This is a genomic window from Pseudomonas sp. CP-1 (assembly GCF_021213715.1).
In the GTDB taxonomy this organism is placed as follows: Bacteria; Pseudomonadota; Gammaproteobacteria; order Pseudomonadales; family Pseudomonadaceae; genus Pseudomonas; species Pseudomonas aeruginosa.
Genome location: NZ_JAJQKY010000005.1, coordinates 132,635 through 146,994, shown reverse-complemented (window position 1 = coordinate 146,994; position 14,360 = coordinate 132,635). Strand labels below are relative to the sequence as shown.

Sequence of the window (14,360 nt, the reverse complement as noted above, 5' to 3'; positions counted from 1 at the left end):
TCACGCGATCCACGACAGACATGGCCAACTCACGCAAGCATCTGATCTACCTGGTCTACGGGCGACAGACCTACCACCAGGAAGCCCTGTTCAGCATCGCCAGCGCCTTCGCCCACCTCCGCGACGGGGCGGCGCATGGCCTGACGGTCAGGGTCTATACCGACGACCCCAGTCCCTACGCCGGCCTGCCGGTGCAGGTCCGCGAAGTGACGGCCGAGGAGCTGGTCGCCTGGTGCCAACCGCACGGCTATCACTTCCGCGCCAAGCACGTGGCCCTGCGCGACGCCCTGGAAGACGCCGACCAGGCATTGCTGATCGACACCGATACCTTCTTCCACAGTTCGCCCCTGCGCCTGTTCGACCGCATCCAGCCCGGCAGCCTGCTGTGCAACGCGATCGGCGCGCGCTATGGCGAACACCGTAACTTCCCGCTCTACCGCGACCTCTCGCCCTACCTGTTCGAGCGCGGCTGGGCCGACGACGAGATGCACCAGCTCAACTCCGGCGTCATCGGCCTGCCTCGGGAAGAGGCGAAAATACTCGACCGTTCGTTGGAATTAATGGATGAACTCTATCCAATTGCCAACGGTGCCTATACTCTTGAGGAATTCGTCCTGGCCGTCGCCGCCCACAAGCGGCTGGAGCTGGTGGGTTGTACCGACCTGATCCACCATTACTGGAGCCGGAAACAGCTGTTCCGCGCGAAGATCCAGGCCTGGTTGTGCAAGCACGGTTCCTCCCTTCTCAGCGCTGCAGCCCTCGACGACACCCTCAAGGTGACCGATCGACTGCCACGCCCACCGCGTGCCAAGCGTCTGCTGTACAAGCTGGGAACCCTGCCGTTGCCGGCTCCGATGCGCCAGTTCAGTATCGAACTGCTCTACGGTTGCCACGAATATAGTAACGAGTTCGACCGGGCCTGCGGCCCCGTCTGGTGGGAGAAAGCCGCGACCAATGCCATCGAACGCTATCCGCAGGAACCGATTGCGGAACAAATCGAGGATTGGCTGAATCACAGCTTGCTGCGCAACCTCCTTGGCTCCCGGGCCAACGAGATCCGCCAGCATTTGCGCCAACGTGACCTGCTCTGACCGCAGCCCTCCGTTGACGCTGCCCCCGGCCCCCCCACCCAGGGCCGGGAGCGAACCGGCCAGCGCCCCCGACCAGGTGCGCGGCCATGCCCGCGAGGGCACCCGTTCGACACCGGCCACCGAGCGCATACGCAGCGCCGCGGCCAGACCTTCCGCCCTGGCCGACAGGGCCCGAAGGTAGACAGGAGTTCGCAGAACTTGGTGATTTCACAGCAGCCGGCCTCGCCCCGGCCCATATAGGAAAACCCGCATGTCCTTTTCTTCCCTCGGACTCTCCGAGGCGCTTGCCCGCGCTGTGGAGGCTGCGGGCTACAGCCAGCCCACTCCCGTGCAACAGCGGGCGATTCCCGCCGTGTTGCAAGGTCGCGACCTGATGGTTGCGGCACAGACCGGCACCGGCAAGACCGGTGGTTTCGCCCTGCCGGTACTGGAGCGCCTGTTCCCCGCCGGTCATCCCGACCGCGAACACCGCCACGGCCCGCGCCAGGCGCGCGTGCTGGTACTGACCCCGACCCGTGAGCTGGCCGCCCAGGTGCATGACAGCTTCAAGGTCTACGCCCGCGACCTGCCGCTGAACAGCACCTGCATCTTCGGCGGGGTTGGCATGAACCCGCAGATCCAGGCCCTGGCCAAGGGCGTCGACGTACTCGTCGCCTGCCCCGGCCGCCTGCTCGACCTGGCCGGGCAGAACAAGGTCGACCTGTCCCACGTGGAAATCCTCGTCCTCGACGAAGCCGACCGCATGCTCGACATGGGCTTCATCCACGATGTGAAGAAGGTTCTCGCCAAGCTGCCGCCCAAGCGCCAGAACCTGCTGTTCTCGGCTACCTTCTCGAAAGACATCGTCGACCTCGCCAACAAGCTCCTGCACAACCCGGAACGCATCGAGGTAACGCCGCCGAACACCACGGTCGAGCGCATCGAGCAACGCGTGTTCCGCCTGCCGGCGCCGCAGAAGCGCGCCCTGCTGGCGCACCTGGTGACCGTCGGCGCCTGGGAACAGGTGCTGGTCTTCACCCGTACCAAGCACGGCGCCAACCGTCTCGCCGAGTACCTGACCAAGCACGGCCTGCCGGCCGCCGCGATCCATGGCAACAAGAGCCAGAACGCGCGGACCAAGGCGCTGGCCGACTTCAAGGCCAACGACGTGCGCATCCTGGTGGCGACCGACATCGCCGCCCGCGGCCTGGATATCGACCAGTTGCCCCATGTGGTCAACTACGAACTGCCCAACGTCGAGGAAGACTACGTCCACCGCATCGGCCGTACCGGCCGCGCCGGACGCAGCGGCGAGGCGATCTCGCTGGTAGCGCCGGACGAAGAGAAGCTGCTCAAGGCCATCGAGAAGATGACCAGACAGCGTATTCCCGATGGCGATGCCCAGGGTTTCGACCCCGAGGCCGTGCTGCCCGAGGTGGCCCAGCCGGAGCCCCGCGAGGCGCCACAGAAGCAGCCGCGCCGCGACAAGGAACGGCGCAGCAGCCGCGAGCGCAAGCCGAAAGACGCCCAGGCGAGCAACCCCGACAGCAATGTCGCTGCGGCCCAGGACGGTACCGAGAAGCCGGCTGGAAAGCGCCGCCGTCGTGGTGGCAAGAACAAGGAAAACCGCGAGGCCGGCCAAGCGCAGCAGCCGCGGCAGAGCCGCGAAGCGCGTCCGGCCAAGCCCAATCGGCCGCCGGAAGTCGACGGTAATCGCGATCCGGAAGAGTTCCTCGACGACGACTTCGACAATTTCGGCAACCGCGCCGACTACGTCAGCCCCTACCAGGGTCAGGAAAACAAGGGACGCGGACGCCGCGGTGGCCAGCAGAAACCCCAGGGCGGCACCGGCCAGCAGGGTCGTGGCCAAGGCCAGGGCCAAGCTCGCGGCAAGAGCCAGGGCGCCGCTCAAGGTGGCGCTCGCGGTCAGGGTGCCGGCCAGGGCAAGGCGAAGAAACCGCGCGCCAGCAAGCCGCGCGGCCAGGGTCGCGAGAATGCCTCGCGGATGAGCGACGCGCCGCTGCGCGAGCCGTCCGAGTACGGCACCGGCAAGCAGCCGAGCCGCCAGCCGGTGGTGATCAACAAGCGCGACCTGGTGCGCATGGATCGCTTCCCCACCGCCGAGCAGCTCGACGAGCTGGAGCCGCGGCGCAAGGGCGAGCGCCCCGCACTGCTGACCCGCAACCGCTAAGGCCGAGCGGGTCCGTGACGCGGACCCGCCGACTTCCGCGAGGATAAAAAAACGCCGACCCTAGGGTCGGCGTTCTTGCATGGCGCGGAAGGCGATCAGGCCTGCGGATCTTCCTTCTTCGCGGTCTGCTGCTGGGTCACGGTCTGCTGGTTCCAGCCGCCGCCGAGGGCCTTGTACAGGTTGACCTCGCTGGTCAGCTGGTTGAGGCGGTTGGTGATCAGTTGCTGCTGCGCGGTGAACAGCGAGCGTTGCGCGTCGAGCAGGGTCAGGTAGTTGTCCACCCCCGTGCGGTAGCGCTTGTCGGCGAGCTGGTAGTACTCGTCGCTGGCCTTGACCAGATCGCGCTGTGCCTGCAACTGCTCGGTGAAGGTACCGCGCGCGGCCAGACCGTCGGCGACTTCCTGGAAGGCGGTCTGGATCGCCTTCTCGTACTGCGCGACGTTGATGTCCTTCTGGATCTTCGCGTAGTCCAGGCTGGCGCGCAGGCTGCCGGCGGTGAAGATCGGCAGGTTGATCGACGGCTGGAACAACCAGGAGCCCGAACCGGCGTCGAACAGGCCGGACAGCTGGCGGCTCATGGTGCCGGCGTTGGCGGTCAGGCTGATGCTCGGGAAGAACGCCGCGCGCGCGGCGCCGATGCTGGCGTTGGCGGCCATGAGCTGGTGCTCGGCCTCAAGGATGTCCGGGCGCCGTTGCAGCAGGTCCGACGGCAGGCCCGCCGGCACTTCGGTCAGCAGGGTCTGGTCCAGGCCCAGGCCTTGCGGCAGGTTCGCCGGGATCCCGGAACCCAGCAGCAGGACCAGTGCATTCTGGTCCTGGGCTACCAGGCGGGTGTACTGCGCCAGGGTCGCGCGGGCGCCTTCCACGGCGGTCTGCGCCTGGCGCAGGTCGAGCGCGGAGGCGACGCCGACGTCGTAGCTGCGCTGGGTCAGGTCGAAACTCTTCTGGTAGGTGCCCAGGGTGTCCTTGGTCAGTTGCAACTGCGCTTGGTCGGCCTTCAGCGTCAGGTAGGCGGTCGCCACGCTGGCCACCAGGGTGGTCTGCGCGCTGCGCTGCGCCTGTTCGGTCGCCAGGTACTGCTCCAGGGCCTGGTCGCGCAGGCTGCGCAGGCGGCCGAAGAGATCGAGTTCCCAGGCGGTAGTGCCCAGGGTCACCCCGTACTGGCTGGAAATCGCCGGACTGCCGGTGGTCGACAGGTCGCCCGGCAAACGCTGGCGGGTGCCGCTACCGTCCACGCCGATCCGCGGGAACAGGTCGGCCCGCTGGATGCGGTACTGCGCCCGGAAGGCCTCGACGTTCAACGCGGCGACCCGCAGGTCGCGGTTGTTTTCCAGCGCCACGCCGATCAGTTGCTGCAACTGCGGGTCGCGGAAGAACTCGCGCCAGCCGATGTCGGCGGCCGGAACGGCCGCCGCGCCGGTGTTCTGCCCGTAGGCCTGCCCTTGCGGGTAGGCCGCGGCTACCGGCGCCTCGGGGCGCTGGTAGTCGGGAATCAGCGAGCAGCCGGACAGAACGACAGCGGCTACCGCCAGAGAAAGGAAGGACCTTTTCATATCATTGCCCCTTTTCGACGGACGCTTGCTGCTTGGACGCCTCGTCCTTGAACAGCGTGCTGACCGCCACGTAGAACAGCGGTACCCAGAAGATCGCCAGGACGGTCGCAGTGACCATGCCGCCGATCACGCCGGTACCGATCGCATGCTGGCTGCCCGAGCCGGCGCCGGTGGAGATCGCCAGCGGAACCACACCGAGGATGAACGCCAGGGAGGTCATCACGATCGGCCGCAGACGCATGCGGCAGGCCTCGATGGCCGCCTCGACGATGCCCTTGCCCTGCTCGTGCAGCTCCTTGGCGAACTCCACGATGAGAATGGCGTTCTTCGCCGACAGGCCGATGGTCGTCAACAGGCCCACCTGGAAGAACACGTCGTTGGACAGGCCGCGCATGGACGTCGCCAGCAGCGCGCCGATCACGCCCAACGGCACCACCAGCATCACCGAGAACGGAATCGACCAGCTTTCGTACAGGGCCGCCAGGCAGAGGAACACCACCAGCAGCGACAGCGCATACAGCGCCGGCGCCTGCGAGCCGGACAAGCGCTCCTCGTAGGACAGGCCGGTCCAGGAGTAGCCAACGCCTTTCGGCAATTGCTTGACGATCTCCTCGACCGCCGCCATGGCGTCACCGGAACTCAGGCCGGGCGCCGGCTCGCCGAGGATCTCCATCGCCGGCACGCCATTGTAGCGCTCCAGCTTCGGCGAACCGTATTCCCACTTGCCGGTGGCGAAGGCGTTGAACGGCACCATCTCGCCCTTGTCGTTGCGCACGTACCACTTGCTCAGGTCGTCCGGGTTCATCCGCGCGTCCGGCCTGCCCTGCAGGTAGACCCGCTTGACCCGGCCACGGTCGATGAAGTCGTTGACGTAGCTGGAACCCCAGGCGATGGACACGGTGCTGTTGATGTCGGCGAGGGACACGCCGAGGGCGCTGGCCTTCTCGTCGTCGATCTCCAGCTTGTACTGCGGTTCGTCGCTCATGCCGTTGGGGCGCACGCGTTGCAGCGCCGGGTTCTGCGCGGCGAGCATGAGGAACTTGTTGCGCGCCTGGAGCAGGACCTCGTGGCCGACGCCCGCCTGGTCCTGGAGGAACAGGTCGAAGCCGGTGGCGTTACCCAGTTCCAGTACCGACGGCGGCGCGAAGGCGAACACCATCGCGTCCTTGAAGCTGAAGAAGTGCATCTGCGCGCGCTTGGCCAGCTCGAACACGCTGTTCTCGCCACCGGGACGCTCTTCCCAGGGCTTGAGCATGATGAACGCCATGCCCGAACTCTGGCCGCGGCCGGCGAAGTTGAAGCCGGTCACGGTGAACACCGAGCTGACCGAAGAGCTTTCCTTCTCCAGCAGGTATTCGCGCATCGAGTCCACCACCACCTGGGTACGCTCGGCGCTGGAGCCCGGCGGGGTCTGTACCTGGGCGAACAGTACGCCCTGGTCCTCGTCGGGGAGGAACGCGGTGGGAATGCGGGTGAACATCCAGATCATCCCGGCCACGATCACCACGTAGATCAGCAGGTACGGCGCGCGATGCTTGAGGATCGACGCCACGCCCCGCTCGTAGCCGTGGGTGGTGGAAAGGAACATCCGGTTGAACCAGCCGAAGAAGCCGCCCTTGTGCTCGCCATGGTCGCCTTTCTCGATCGGCTTGAGCATGGTCGCGCAGAGCGCCGGGGTGAGGATCAGCGCCACGATCACCGAGAGGGCCATGGCCGACACGATGGTGATGGAGAACTGCCGGTAGATCACCCCGGTGGAGCCGCCGAAGAACGCCATCGGCAGGAATACCGCCGAGAGCACCATGGCGATACCGACCAGCGCGCCCTGGATCTGGCCCATGGACTTGCGCGCCGCCTCCCTTGGCGACAGGCCTTCCTCGGCCATCACCCGCTCGACGTTCTCCACCACCACGATGGCGTCGTCCACCAGCAAGCCGATGGCCAGCACCATGCCGAACATGGTCAGGGTGTTGATCGAGAAGCCGAACGCGGCGAGCACGCCGAAGGTCCCCAGCAGCACCACCGGTACGGCGATGGTCGGGATCAGCGTGGCGCGGAAGTTCTGCAGGAACAGGTACATCACCAGGAACACGAGGAGGATCGCCTCGCCGAGGGTCTTCACTACCTCATGGATCGAGGCCGAGACCACCGGGGTGGTGTCGTACGGGTAGACCACCTTCATGCCCTGCGGCATGAACGGTTCCAGGTTGGCGATGGTCTGGCGGATCGCCTTGGCGGTATCCAGCGCGTTGGCGCCGGTGGCCAGCTTGATCGCGATACCGGACGCCGGGCTGCCGTTGAACTGCGCGTTGATGCTGTAGTCCTGGCCGCCCAGGCCGACATCGGCGACGTCCTTCAGGCGCACCTGGGAACCGTCGGGATTGACCTTGAGCAGGATGTTCTCGAATTGCTCCGCGGTCTGCAGGCGGGTCTTGCCGATGATGGTGGCGTTGAGCTGCTGGCCCTTGACCGCCGGCAAGCCGCCGAGCTGGCCGGAGGAAATCTGCACGTTCTGCGCCTGGATCGCGCTGCTCACGTCGCCGGGGGTCAGCTGGTAGCTGTTCAGCTTGGCCGGGTCGAGCCAGATGCGCATCGAGTACTGCGAGCCGAACACCTGGAAGTCACCGACGCCCTTGGTCCGCGAGAGCGGGTCCTGGATGTTGGAAACGATGTAGTTCGACAGGTCTTCCTTGGTCATGCTGCCGTCGGTGGAAACCACACCGACCACCATGAGGAAGTTCTTCACCGCCTTGGTCACCCGGATCCCCTGGCGCTGCACTTCCTGCGGCAGTAGCGGGGTGGCCAGTTGCAGCTTGTTCTGCACCTGGACCTGGGCGATGTCGGGGTCGGTGCCCTGTTCGAAGGTCACGGTGATGGTCATGCTGCCGTCGGAGTTACTCTCCGAGGAGATGTAGCGCAGATTGTCGATCCCGTTCATCTGCTGCTCGATCACCTGGACCACGGTGTCCTGCACCGTCTCGGCCGAGGCGCCCGGGTAGCTCACCTGCACGGCGATGGCCGGCGGGGCGATGGCCGGGTACTGGTTGACCGGCAGACTGAGGATCGACAGGCCGCCCGCGAGCATGATCACCAAGGCGATCACCCACGCGAAAATGGGCCTATCAATGAAAAACTTCGACATTACGAATCCCCTTGATCAGCCCTTGCTGTCGGTTTTCGCCGGAGCGGCGTCGGCCTTCTGCGCGGACGCGACATTCTTCGCCGGCACGGTCTTCACCTCGACACCCGGCTGCACGAACTGCAGGCCTTCGGTAATGATCTTGTCGCCGGCGTTCAGGCCTTCGGTGACCAGCCACTTGTCGCCGATCACCCGGTCGGCCTTGATCACCCGCAGCTCGACCTTGTTCTGCGCGTTCACCACCAGCGCGGTAGCCTGGCCCTTGAGGTCGCGGGTCACGCCTTGCTGCGGAGCGAGGATGGCCTTCTGCTTGACGCCTTCCTGCAACTGCGCGTGAACGAACATGCCGGGCAGCAGCTCGTTGTTCGGGTTGGGGAACACGGCGCGGATGGTGACCGAGCCGGTGCCTTCGTCGACGGAAACCTCGGAGAATTCGAGGCGGCCTTCCAGCGGGTATTGGCTACCGTCCTCCAACTTCAGGGAGACCTTCGCAGCGTTGTCGCCGGCGCGCTCCAACTGGCCGCTGGCCAGTTCGCGGCGCAGGCGCAGCAGGGCGGTGGACGGCTGGGTGACGTCGACGTAGATCGGGTCGAGCTGTTGCACGGTGGCCATCGCGTTGGCCTGGCCGTTGGTCACCAGGGCGCCTTCGGTCACCGCGGAACGGCCGATGCGGCCGGAGATCGGCGACAGCACCTTGGTGTAGCGCAGGTTGATCCGCGCCTGTTCCACCGCCGCCTTGGACTGCAGGTAGGCGGCATTGGCGTCGGCGTACTGCTGCTTGCTCACGGCCTGGTCGGCGACCAGCAGCTTGTAGCGCTGGGCCTGCTCCTGGGTCGAGGCCAGGTTGGCCTGGGCGCTCTGGTAGTCGGCCTCGTAGGTGGCGGGGTCGATCTGGTAGAGCTGCTGCCCGGCCTTGACGTCGCTGCCTTCCTTGAACAGGCGCTTGAGGATGATGCCGTTCACCTGGGGACGCACCTCGGCGATGCGGAACGCATTGGTCCGGCCCGGCAGCTCGGTATTCAGGGTCACCGTCTGCGCTTCCAGGGTCACGATTCCGACCTCCGGCGTTTGCGCCGGCGGCGGCGCCTCGCTTTTTCCGCACCCGGAAAGGGCCGAAATCGCGACCAGCAGGGCCGGAACCAGTACACGCATGGCTGGCGTTCGTTGCATAGCGTTGTCCTCATGAGCGAAAGCGGCCGATGCAGCGTGAAGGCGCTGCACCGGCTCGAAGAAGGCAGGCAAAATACTTACATTCATAGGTGTTTGTAAACGTCCGAAAGCCTCGCGTGAAAACACCTGAAACGTTTTAGCTCGATGGCCGGTTATCCACCCGGCGCCATGGCCCATATTCAGAACCTGAAACAAGGTTGATAAGGTCAACTAAAATAAGCAAAATAGTTGACTGGATCAACCACATTTACATTAGGTTTACTCGGCCAAACCAATGAACTACCCCGTGAATCCCGACCTGATGCCCGCGCTGATGGCGGTCTTCCAGCATGTGCGGACGCGCATCCAGAGCGAGCTCGATTGCCAGCGACTCGACCTGACCCCGCCCGACGTCCATGTATTGAAGCTTATCGACGAACAACGCGGGCTGAACCTGCAGGACCTGGGACGCCAGATGTGCCGCGACAAGGCACTGATCACCCGGAAGATCCGCGAGCTGGAGGGAAGAAACCTGGTCCGCCGCGAGCGCAACCCCAGCGACCAGCGCAGCTTCCAGCTCTTCCTCACCGACGAGGGGCTGGCCATCCACCAGCATGCGGAAGCCATCATGTCACGCGTGCATGACGAGTTGTTTGCCCCGCTCACCCCGGAGGAACAAGCCACCCTGGTGCATCTCCTCGACCAATGCCTGGCCGCGCAACCGCTTGAGGATATTTAAGAACATTCTTTTCGAAGCACAATGAAAAACGCCGGCGATCGCCGGCGTTTTTCGTTTCAGGTATCCGCTTACTGGCGAATGCCTTCGACGGAGAGCAGCAGCTCGACTTCCTGGGATGCCGGGCCGAGGTCCATCTTGATGCCGAAGTCTTTCAGCTTCAGGGTGGCGCTGCCTTCGAAGCCGGCACGGTAGCCGCCCCACGGGTCGTCGCCCTGGCCGATCAGCTTGGCCTTGATGGTGACCGGCTTGGTCACACCGTTCAGGGTCAGGTTGCCGGTGATGTCGGCGCTGTCGCCGTTGGCCTTCACTTCGGTGGATTCGAAGGTAGCGGTCGGGTTCTTGCTGACGTTGAGGAAATCACCGCTGCGCAGGTGCTTGTCACGCTCGGCATGGTTGGTGTCCACGCTGTTGGTGTTGATGGTCACCTTGACCTTGTCGGCCGACGGGTTCTTCTCGTCGAAGGTGAAGCTGCCGTCGAAGTCGTTGAAGCGGCCGTACAGCCAGCTATAGCCCAGGTGCTTGATGCGGAACTCGATGAAGGCGTGCTGGCCTTCCTTGTCGATCTTGTAGTCCGCGGCCATTGCCTGGCCGGCGGTGAACAGTGCGGAGCCGAGCGCCAGCGCGGCAAGGGTCTTCTTCAGCATGGACATTCTCCTTAACGTGGTTGTTGATCATTCGACGAGCGACCGAGCATGCGCTTTAGGGTCGGGTCGCGGTCGACGAAGTGATGCTTGAGGGCGGCCAGGGCATGGAGGGCGGCGAAGACCACCAGCGCCCAGGCCAGGTAGAGATGGATTTCACCCGCGACGTCCGCCTGGTCGGGCAGCCCGCTGAGGGTCGCCGGCACGGAGAACCAGCCGAATACGCTAATCGGTTCGCCGTCGGCGGTGGAAATCAGGTAGCCCGCGACGATCACCGCCAGCAGCAGCCCGTACAGCGCGAGGTGGCCGAGCTTGCTCGCTACCCGCGTGAGCGGACCGTGGTTGACCGGCGCCGGCGGCGGCGGGCTGACGAAACGCCAGACGATCCGCACCAGCAGGGCGATGGCCAGCAGGATGCCGATGCTTTTATGCAGCGCCGGCGCGGGGTGGTACCAGGGGTCGTAATAGCTCAGTTCGCGCATCCACAGGCCCAGGCCGAACAGGCCGAAGACCACCAGCGCGCTGCCCCAGTGCAGGAACAGGCTGAATACGCCGTAACGGGATGAGGTATTGCGCCACTGCATGAAAAACTTCCTTGAAAAGCGAAGCCTCAAGACTAGCGGCAAATCCATCGAGTTAAAGCAGAAAATTCTGCTTTGAAACATCGATTCACAAGATAGGTTCGCAGGCTAAGAAAAAACCCTGGATTGCGCTGCGAACCGGGAAGCGCAAGGCGCCGGAGCTTCCGGCGCCGGCGAAGGGGATCAATCGAACAGGCGGGTGAACCAGGCGAACGGGTTCTTCTTCTCGCCGCCGGTCGTCGGTGCGGCTACCTTCTCGGCCTTCGCCACCATCGGCGCGCCCTCGATCACCGGCGTCTTGCCGGCGTACAGGTCGCGCACCTGGCTGGCGGCGCGCTTGCCGCTGCGCAGCGCCCCCTCGATGGTGCCGGGGTACAGCGCATCGGTGTGCTCGCCGGCGAAGGCGACCCGCGACAGCGGCTGTTCCCAGATCCGCCAGAAGCGCGTCACCTGGCCCGGACCGTAGGCCAGGTAGGAACCGCCGGTGCCCGGGTCGGCGCTGTAGCGACGAATTTCGTAGCCGGCGAAGGCACCGCGCATCTTCGGATAGAACTTGTTCATGCGGATCAGCACCTGGTCGACCATCTGCCGGTCGCCGAAAGCCTGCAGCACGCGGGCGTTGTCGCCGGACAGGTTGATCAGCACGTTGGCGCCGCCTTTCAGCGCCGGCTCGACCCAGATCATGCCCAGGCCCTGGTCGCTGAAGATCTCGCCGGAGAGGCGCGACTTGTCGTCCCACACCGGGCGCTTGAACTTCAGCAGGATCTGGTCGCGCCAGCCATAGTTGGTGCCCTTCAGCGCGGACATCTGGGTACCGCTCAGGGACGGGGTCATCTGGATCTGGCCGAGCGCCTTCAGCGGCACGGCGAGAACCACGTAGTCGGCCTTGTAGGTCTCGCTGCCGGCCTTGACGGCGACGCCGTCCTTGGCCTGGACGATGCTCGACACCTTGGATTTGGTCTTGATCGTCTTGATCTGCTTGACGAAGGCTTCCGCCAGCACCTGGCTGCCGCCGGGCAGGCGCGCCGCGCGCAGGTCGCGGTCATCGACGCCACGGTAGGCGCGGCCCTGCTGGGCGAGGTAGAGCAGCGACAGGCGCGACGGTTCGTCGTAGCGCGAGCGGATACGCTGGTTGACCAGCAGGCGCGCGGTCGGCGACAGGTTCAGCTTGTCCAGCCAGCGCGCGGCGTTCATCTGGTCGAGGGCGAACAGGGTATTGCTCGAGGCGGGGTTGAGCGGATCGGAGATCGATGCCGAGAGATCGTCCAGGGTCGACTCGAAGCGCTTGAGGTCGGCGGCGACGTTCGGCTGCTTGAGCGCGAGATCGCTGCTGCTGTAGTACAGGCCGTCGATCAGGTAGCTGGGGGTGCGGACGAAGTCCGGCGCCGGCACCGGCTTCAGCTTGAAGGTGTCCAGGTAGGCATTGAGCGTGGGCTGGACCTTCTGGTTGCCGACCCATTCGCTGGTGGCCAGGCCGGAACGCCCGCCCACCTGCGGCCGCGCCTCGAGCACCGTGACCTGCCAGCCGTTCTTCTGCAATTCGTAGGCCGCGCTCAGGCCTGCCAGGCCCGCGCCGACGACGATCGCCGTAGGCTGTTTATCCTTGCCCAGCGCCACCGCGCTGAACACCCCCAACATGAGAAACGCCGCGGCGCGCAGCCACCTTAACGACATACCGGACTCCCCAGGAAAAAAGCAAAGACGCAACGGCGCGCAGCATACGCCAGAGCCGTTTGGGCCACCATAGGAGTCCGTCGGCGGCTGCTGTCGGATGTGTCCCAACCCACCGGGTTGTTCATCTCACCCCCATTGCATAGGCTTTGCCGATCGATCCGAGGAGACAGCCCATGGGCCTTAACGCCGACTGGATGCAGCGCGACCTGAACGTACTCTGGCATCCCTGTACCCAGATGAAAGACCACGAACGCCTGCCGGTGATCCCGATCCGCCGCGGCGAAGGCGTCTGGCTGGAGGATTTCGAAGGCAAGCGCTACATCGACGCGGTCAGTTCCTGGTGGGTCAATGTGTTCGGCCACGCCAACCCGCGCATCAACCAGCGCATCAAGGACCAGGTCGACCAGTTGGAGCACGTGATCCTCGCCGGATTCAGCCACCAGCCGGTGATCGAGCTGTCGGAGCGACTGGTGAAGATCACCCCGCCGGGGCTCGACCGGGTGTTCTACGCCGACAGCGGCTCGGCGGGCATCGAGGTCGCGCTGAAGATGAGCTACCACTTCTGGCTCAATAGCGGCAGGCCGCGCAAGAAGCGCTTCGTCACCCTGACCAACAGCTACCACGGCGAAACCATCGCCGCGATGTCGGTGGGCGACGTGGCGCTGTTCACCGAAACCTACAAGTCGCTGCTGCTGGACACCATCAAGGTGCCCAGCCCGGACTGCTTCCTGCGTCCGGACGGCATGTGCTGGGAAGAACATTCGCGGAACATGTTCGCCCACATGGAGCGCACCCTGGCCGAAGGGCACGACGAGATCGCCGCGGTCATCGTCGAACCGCTGATCCAGGGCGCCGGCGGCATGCGCATGTACCATCCGGTCTACCTCAAGCTGCTGCGCGAAGCCTGCGACCGCTATGGCGTGCACCTGATCCACGACGAGATCGCGGTGGGCTTCGGCCGCACCGGGACGATGTTCGCCTGCGAGCAGGCCGGCATCGCCCCGGATTTCCTCTGCCTGTCCAAGGCCCTCACCGGCGGCTACCTGCCGATGTCCGCGGTGCTGACCAGCGAGACCGTCTATCGGGGCTTCTACGACGACTACCAGACCCTGCGCGCCTTCCTCCACTCGCACACCTATACCGGCAACCCGCTGGCCTGCGCCGCCGCCCTGGCGACCCTGGACATCTTCGAGGAAGACAAGGTGATCGAGGCCAACCGCGCGCTGTCCACCCACATGGCCAGGGCCACCGCGCACCTGGCCGACCACCCGCATGTCGCCGAGGTGCGCCAGACCGGGATGGTCCTGGCCATCGAAATGGTCCAGGACAAGGCGTCCAGGACGCCCTACCCCTGGCAGGAGCGCCGCGGCCTGAAGGTCTTCCAGCATGGCCTGGAGCGCGGCGCGCTGCTGCGCCCGCTGGGCAGCGTGGTGTATTTCCTGCCGCCCTACGTGATTACCCCGGAGCAGATCGACTTCCTCGCCGAGGTGGCCAGCGAAGGCATCGACATCGCCACCCGCGACGCGGTCAGCGTGGCGGTCAGCGACTTCCACCCGGACCACCGCGATCCGGGCTGAACGTCGCCGCCCCTTCGTCCCGAGGGGGCCGGTTCCAGCGCCCCGC

Annotated in this window: 10 protein-coding genes; 4 read left to right on the top strand and 6 right to left on the bottom strand. The window is 65.4% G+C overall.

The window, feature by feature from the left end; all coding sequences use genetic code 11:
• The first annotated feature begins 20 nt into the window (after positions 1–20).
• Together LT948_RS12435 and LT948_RS12430 are read left to right on the top strand one after the other, a co-directional pair.
• The gene (locus tag LT948_RS12435) at positions 21–1,091 is read left to right on the top strand and encodes a hypothetical protein (RefSeq protein WP_003084637.1); all 1,071 of its coding nucleotides are present in this window, start codon (positions 21–23) and stop codon (positions 1,089–1,091) included.
• 250 nt (positions 1,092–1,341) lie between these two features.
• On the top strand, positions 1,342–3,261 hold the full coding sequence (locus tag LT948_RS12430) for a DEAD/DEAH box helicase (RefSeq protein ID WP_003084635.1): 1,920 nt from the start codon (positions 1,342–1,344) through the stop codon (positions 3,259–3,261).
• A 95-nt stretch (positions 3,262–3,356) separates the two neighbouring features.
• On the opposite strand, the gene oprM is transcribed toward LT948_RS12430, so the two are convergent.
• From oprM to mexA, 3 genes are read right to left on the bottom strand one after another with little or no spacing between them, the layout of a single operon-like run.
• Positions 3,357–4,814, bottom strand: a complete 1,458-nt coding sequence (gene oprM, locus LT948_RS12425; protein ID WP_023092313.1) for a multidrug efflux RND transporter outer membrane channel subunit OprM — start codon at positions 4,812–4,814, stop codon at positions 3,357–3,359.
• Position 4,815: 1 nt separating this feature from the next.
• Entirely contained in the window at positions 4,816–7,956 is a 3,141-nt protein-coding gene (mexB, locus tag LT948_RS12420; RefSeq protein ID WP_003107312.1) for a multidrug efflux RND transporter permease subunit MexB, read from the bottom strand.
• 15 nt (positions 7,957–7,971) lie between these two features.
• The gene (mexA, locus tag LT948_RS12415) at positions 7,972–9,123 is read right to left on the bottom strand and encodes a multidrug efflux RND transporter periplasmic adaptor subunit MexA (RefSeq protein ID WP_003118819.1); all 1,152 of its coding nucleotides are present in this window, start codon (positions 9,121–9,123) and stop codon (positions 7,972–7,974) included.
• 274 nt (positions 9,124–9,397) lie between these two features.
• Here mexA and mexR point away from each other — a divergent pair, with 274 nt between their 5' ends.
• A complete protein-coding gene (gene mexR, locus LT948_RS12410) occupies positions 9,398–9,841 on the top strand; it encodes a MarR family transcriptional repressor MexR (protein ID WP_004365054.1) in 444 nt (147 codons plus the stop codon).
• 68 nt (positions 9,842–9,909) lie between these two features.
• On the opposite strand, the gene LT948_RS12405 is transcribed toward mexR, so the two are convergent.
• The 3 genes from LT948_RS12405 to LT948_RS12395 form a co-directional block, all read right to left on the bottom strand.
• Positions 9,910–10,485, bottom strand: coding sequence for a YceI family protein (locus LT948_RS12405; RefSeq protein WP_003084626.1), 576 nt, complete (start codon positions 10,483–10,485; stop codon positions 9,910–9,912).
• 11 nt (positions 10,486–10,496) lie between these two features.
• Positions 10,497–11,066 carry a cytochrome b gene (locus LT948_RS12400; RefSeq protein ID WP_003111544.1) on the bottom strand — a complete coding sequence of 190 codons (570 nt, stop codon included), beginning with the start codon at positions 11,064–11,066 and terminating at the stop codon, positions 10,497–10,499.
• Between the two features lie 180 nt (positions 11,067–11,246).
• The gene (locus LT948_RS12395; RefSeq protein ID WP_021263112.1) at positions 11,247–12,737 is read right to left on the bottom strand and encodes a flavin monoamine oxidase family protein; all 1,491 of its coding nucleotides are present in this window, start codon (positions 12,735–12,737) and stop codon (positions 11,247–11,249) included.
• A gap of 173 nt (positions 12,738–12,910) precedes the next feature.
• Here LT948_RS12395 and LT948_RS12390 point away from each other — a divergent pair, with 173 nt between their 5' ends.
• A complete protein-coding gene (locus LT948_RS12390) occupies positions 12,911–14,314 on the top strand; it encodes an adenosylmethionine--8-amino-7-oxononanoate transaminase (RefSeq protein ID WP_003117900.1) in 1,404 nt (467 codons plus the stop codon).
• Positions 14,315–14,360: the final 46 nt, after the last annotated feature.

What these genes read in the sequence shown, in the direction of transcription:
- mexA (WP_003118819.1), bottom strand. Translation starts at nt 9,123, where the DNA reads ATGCAACGAACGCCAGCCATGCGTGTACTGGTTCCGGCCCTGCTGGTC.
- LT948_RS12395 (WP_021263112.1), bottom strand. Translation starts at nt 12,737, where the DNA reads ATGTCGTTAAGGTGGCTGCGCGCCGCGGCGTTTCTCATGTTGGGGGTG.
- LT948_RS12405 (WP_003084626.1), bottom strand. Translation starts at nt 10,485, where the DNA reads ATGCTGAAGAAGACCCTTGCCGCGCTGGCGCTCGGCTCCGCACTGTTC.
- oprM (WP_023092313.1), bottom strand. Translation starts at nt 4,814, where the DNA reads ATGAAAAGGTCCTTCCTTTCTCTGGCGGTAGCCGCTGTCGTTCTGTCC.
- mexR (WP_004365054.1), top strand. Translation starts at nt 9,398, where the DNA reads ATGAACTACCCCGTGAATCCCGACCTGATGCCCGCGCTGATGGCGGTC.
- LT948_RS12400 (WP_003111544.1), bottom strand. Translation starts at nt 11,066, where the DNA reads ATGCAGTGGCGCAATACCTCATCCCGTTACGGCGTATTCAGCCTGTTC.
- LT948_RS12435 (WP_003084637.1), top strand. Translation starts at nt 21, where the DNA reads ATGGCCAACTCACGCAAGCATCTGATCTACCTGGTCTACGGGCGACAG.
- LT948_RS12390 (WP_003117900.1), top strand. Translation starts at nt 12,911, where the DNA reads ATGGGCCTTAACGCCGACTGGATGCAGCGCGACCTGAACGTACTCTGG.
- LT948_RS12430 (WP_003084635.1), top strand. Translation starts at nt 1,342, where the DNA reads ATGTCCTTTTCTTCCCTCGGACTCTCCGAGGCGCTTGCCCGCGCTGTG.
- mexB (WP_003107312.1), bottom strand. Translation starts at nt 7,956, where the DNA reads ATGTCGAAGTTTTTCATTGATAGGCCCATTTTCGCGTGGGTGATCGCC.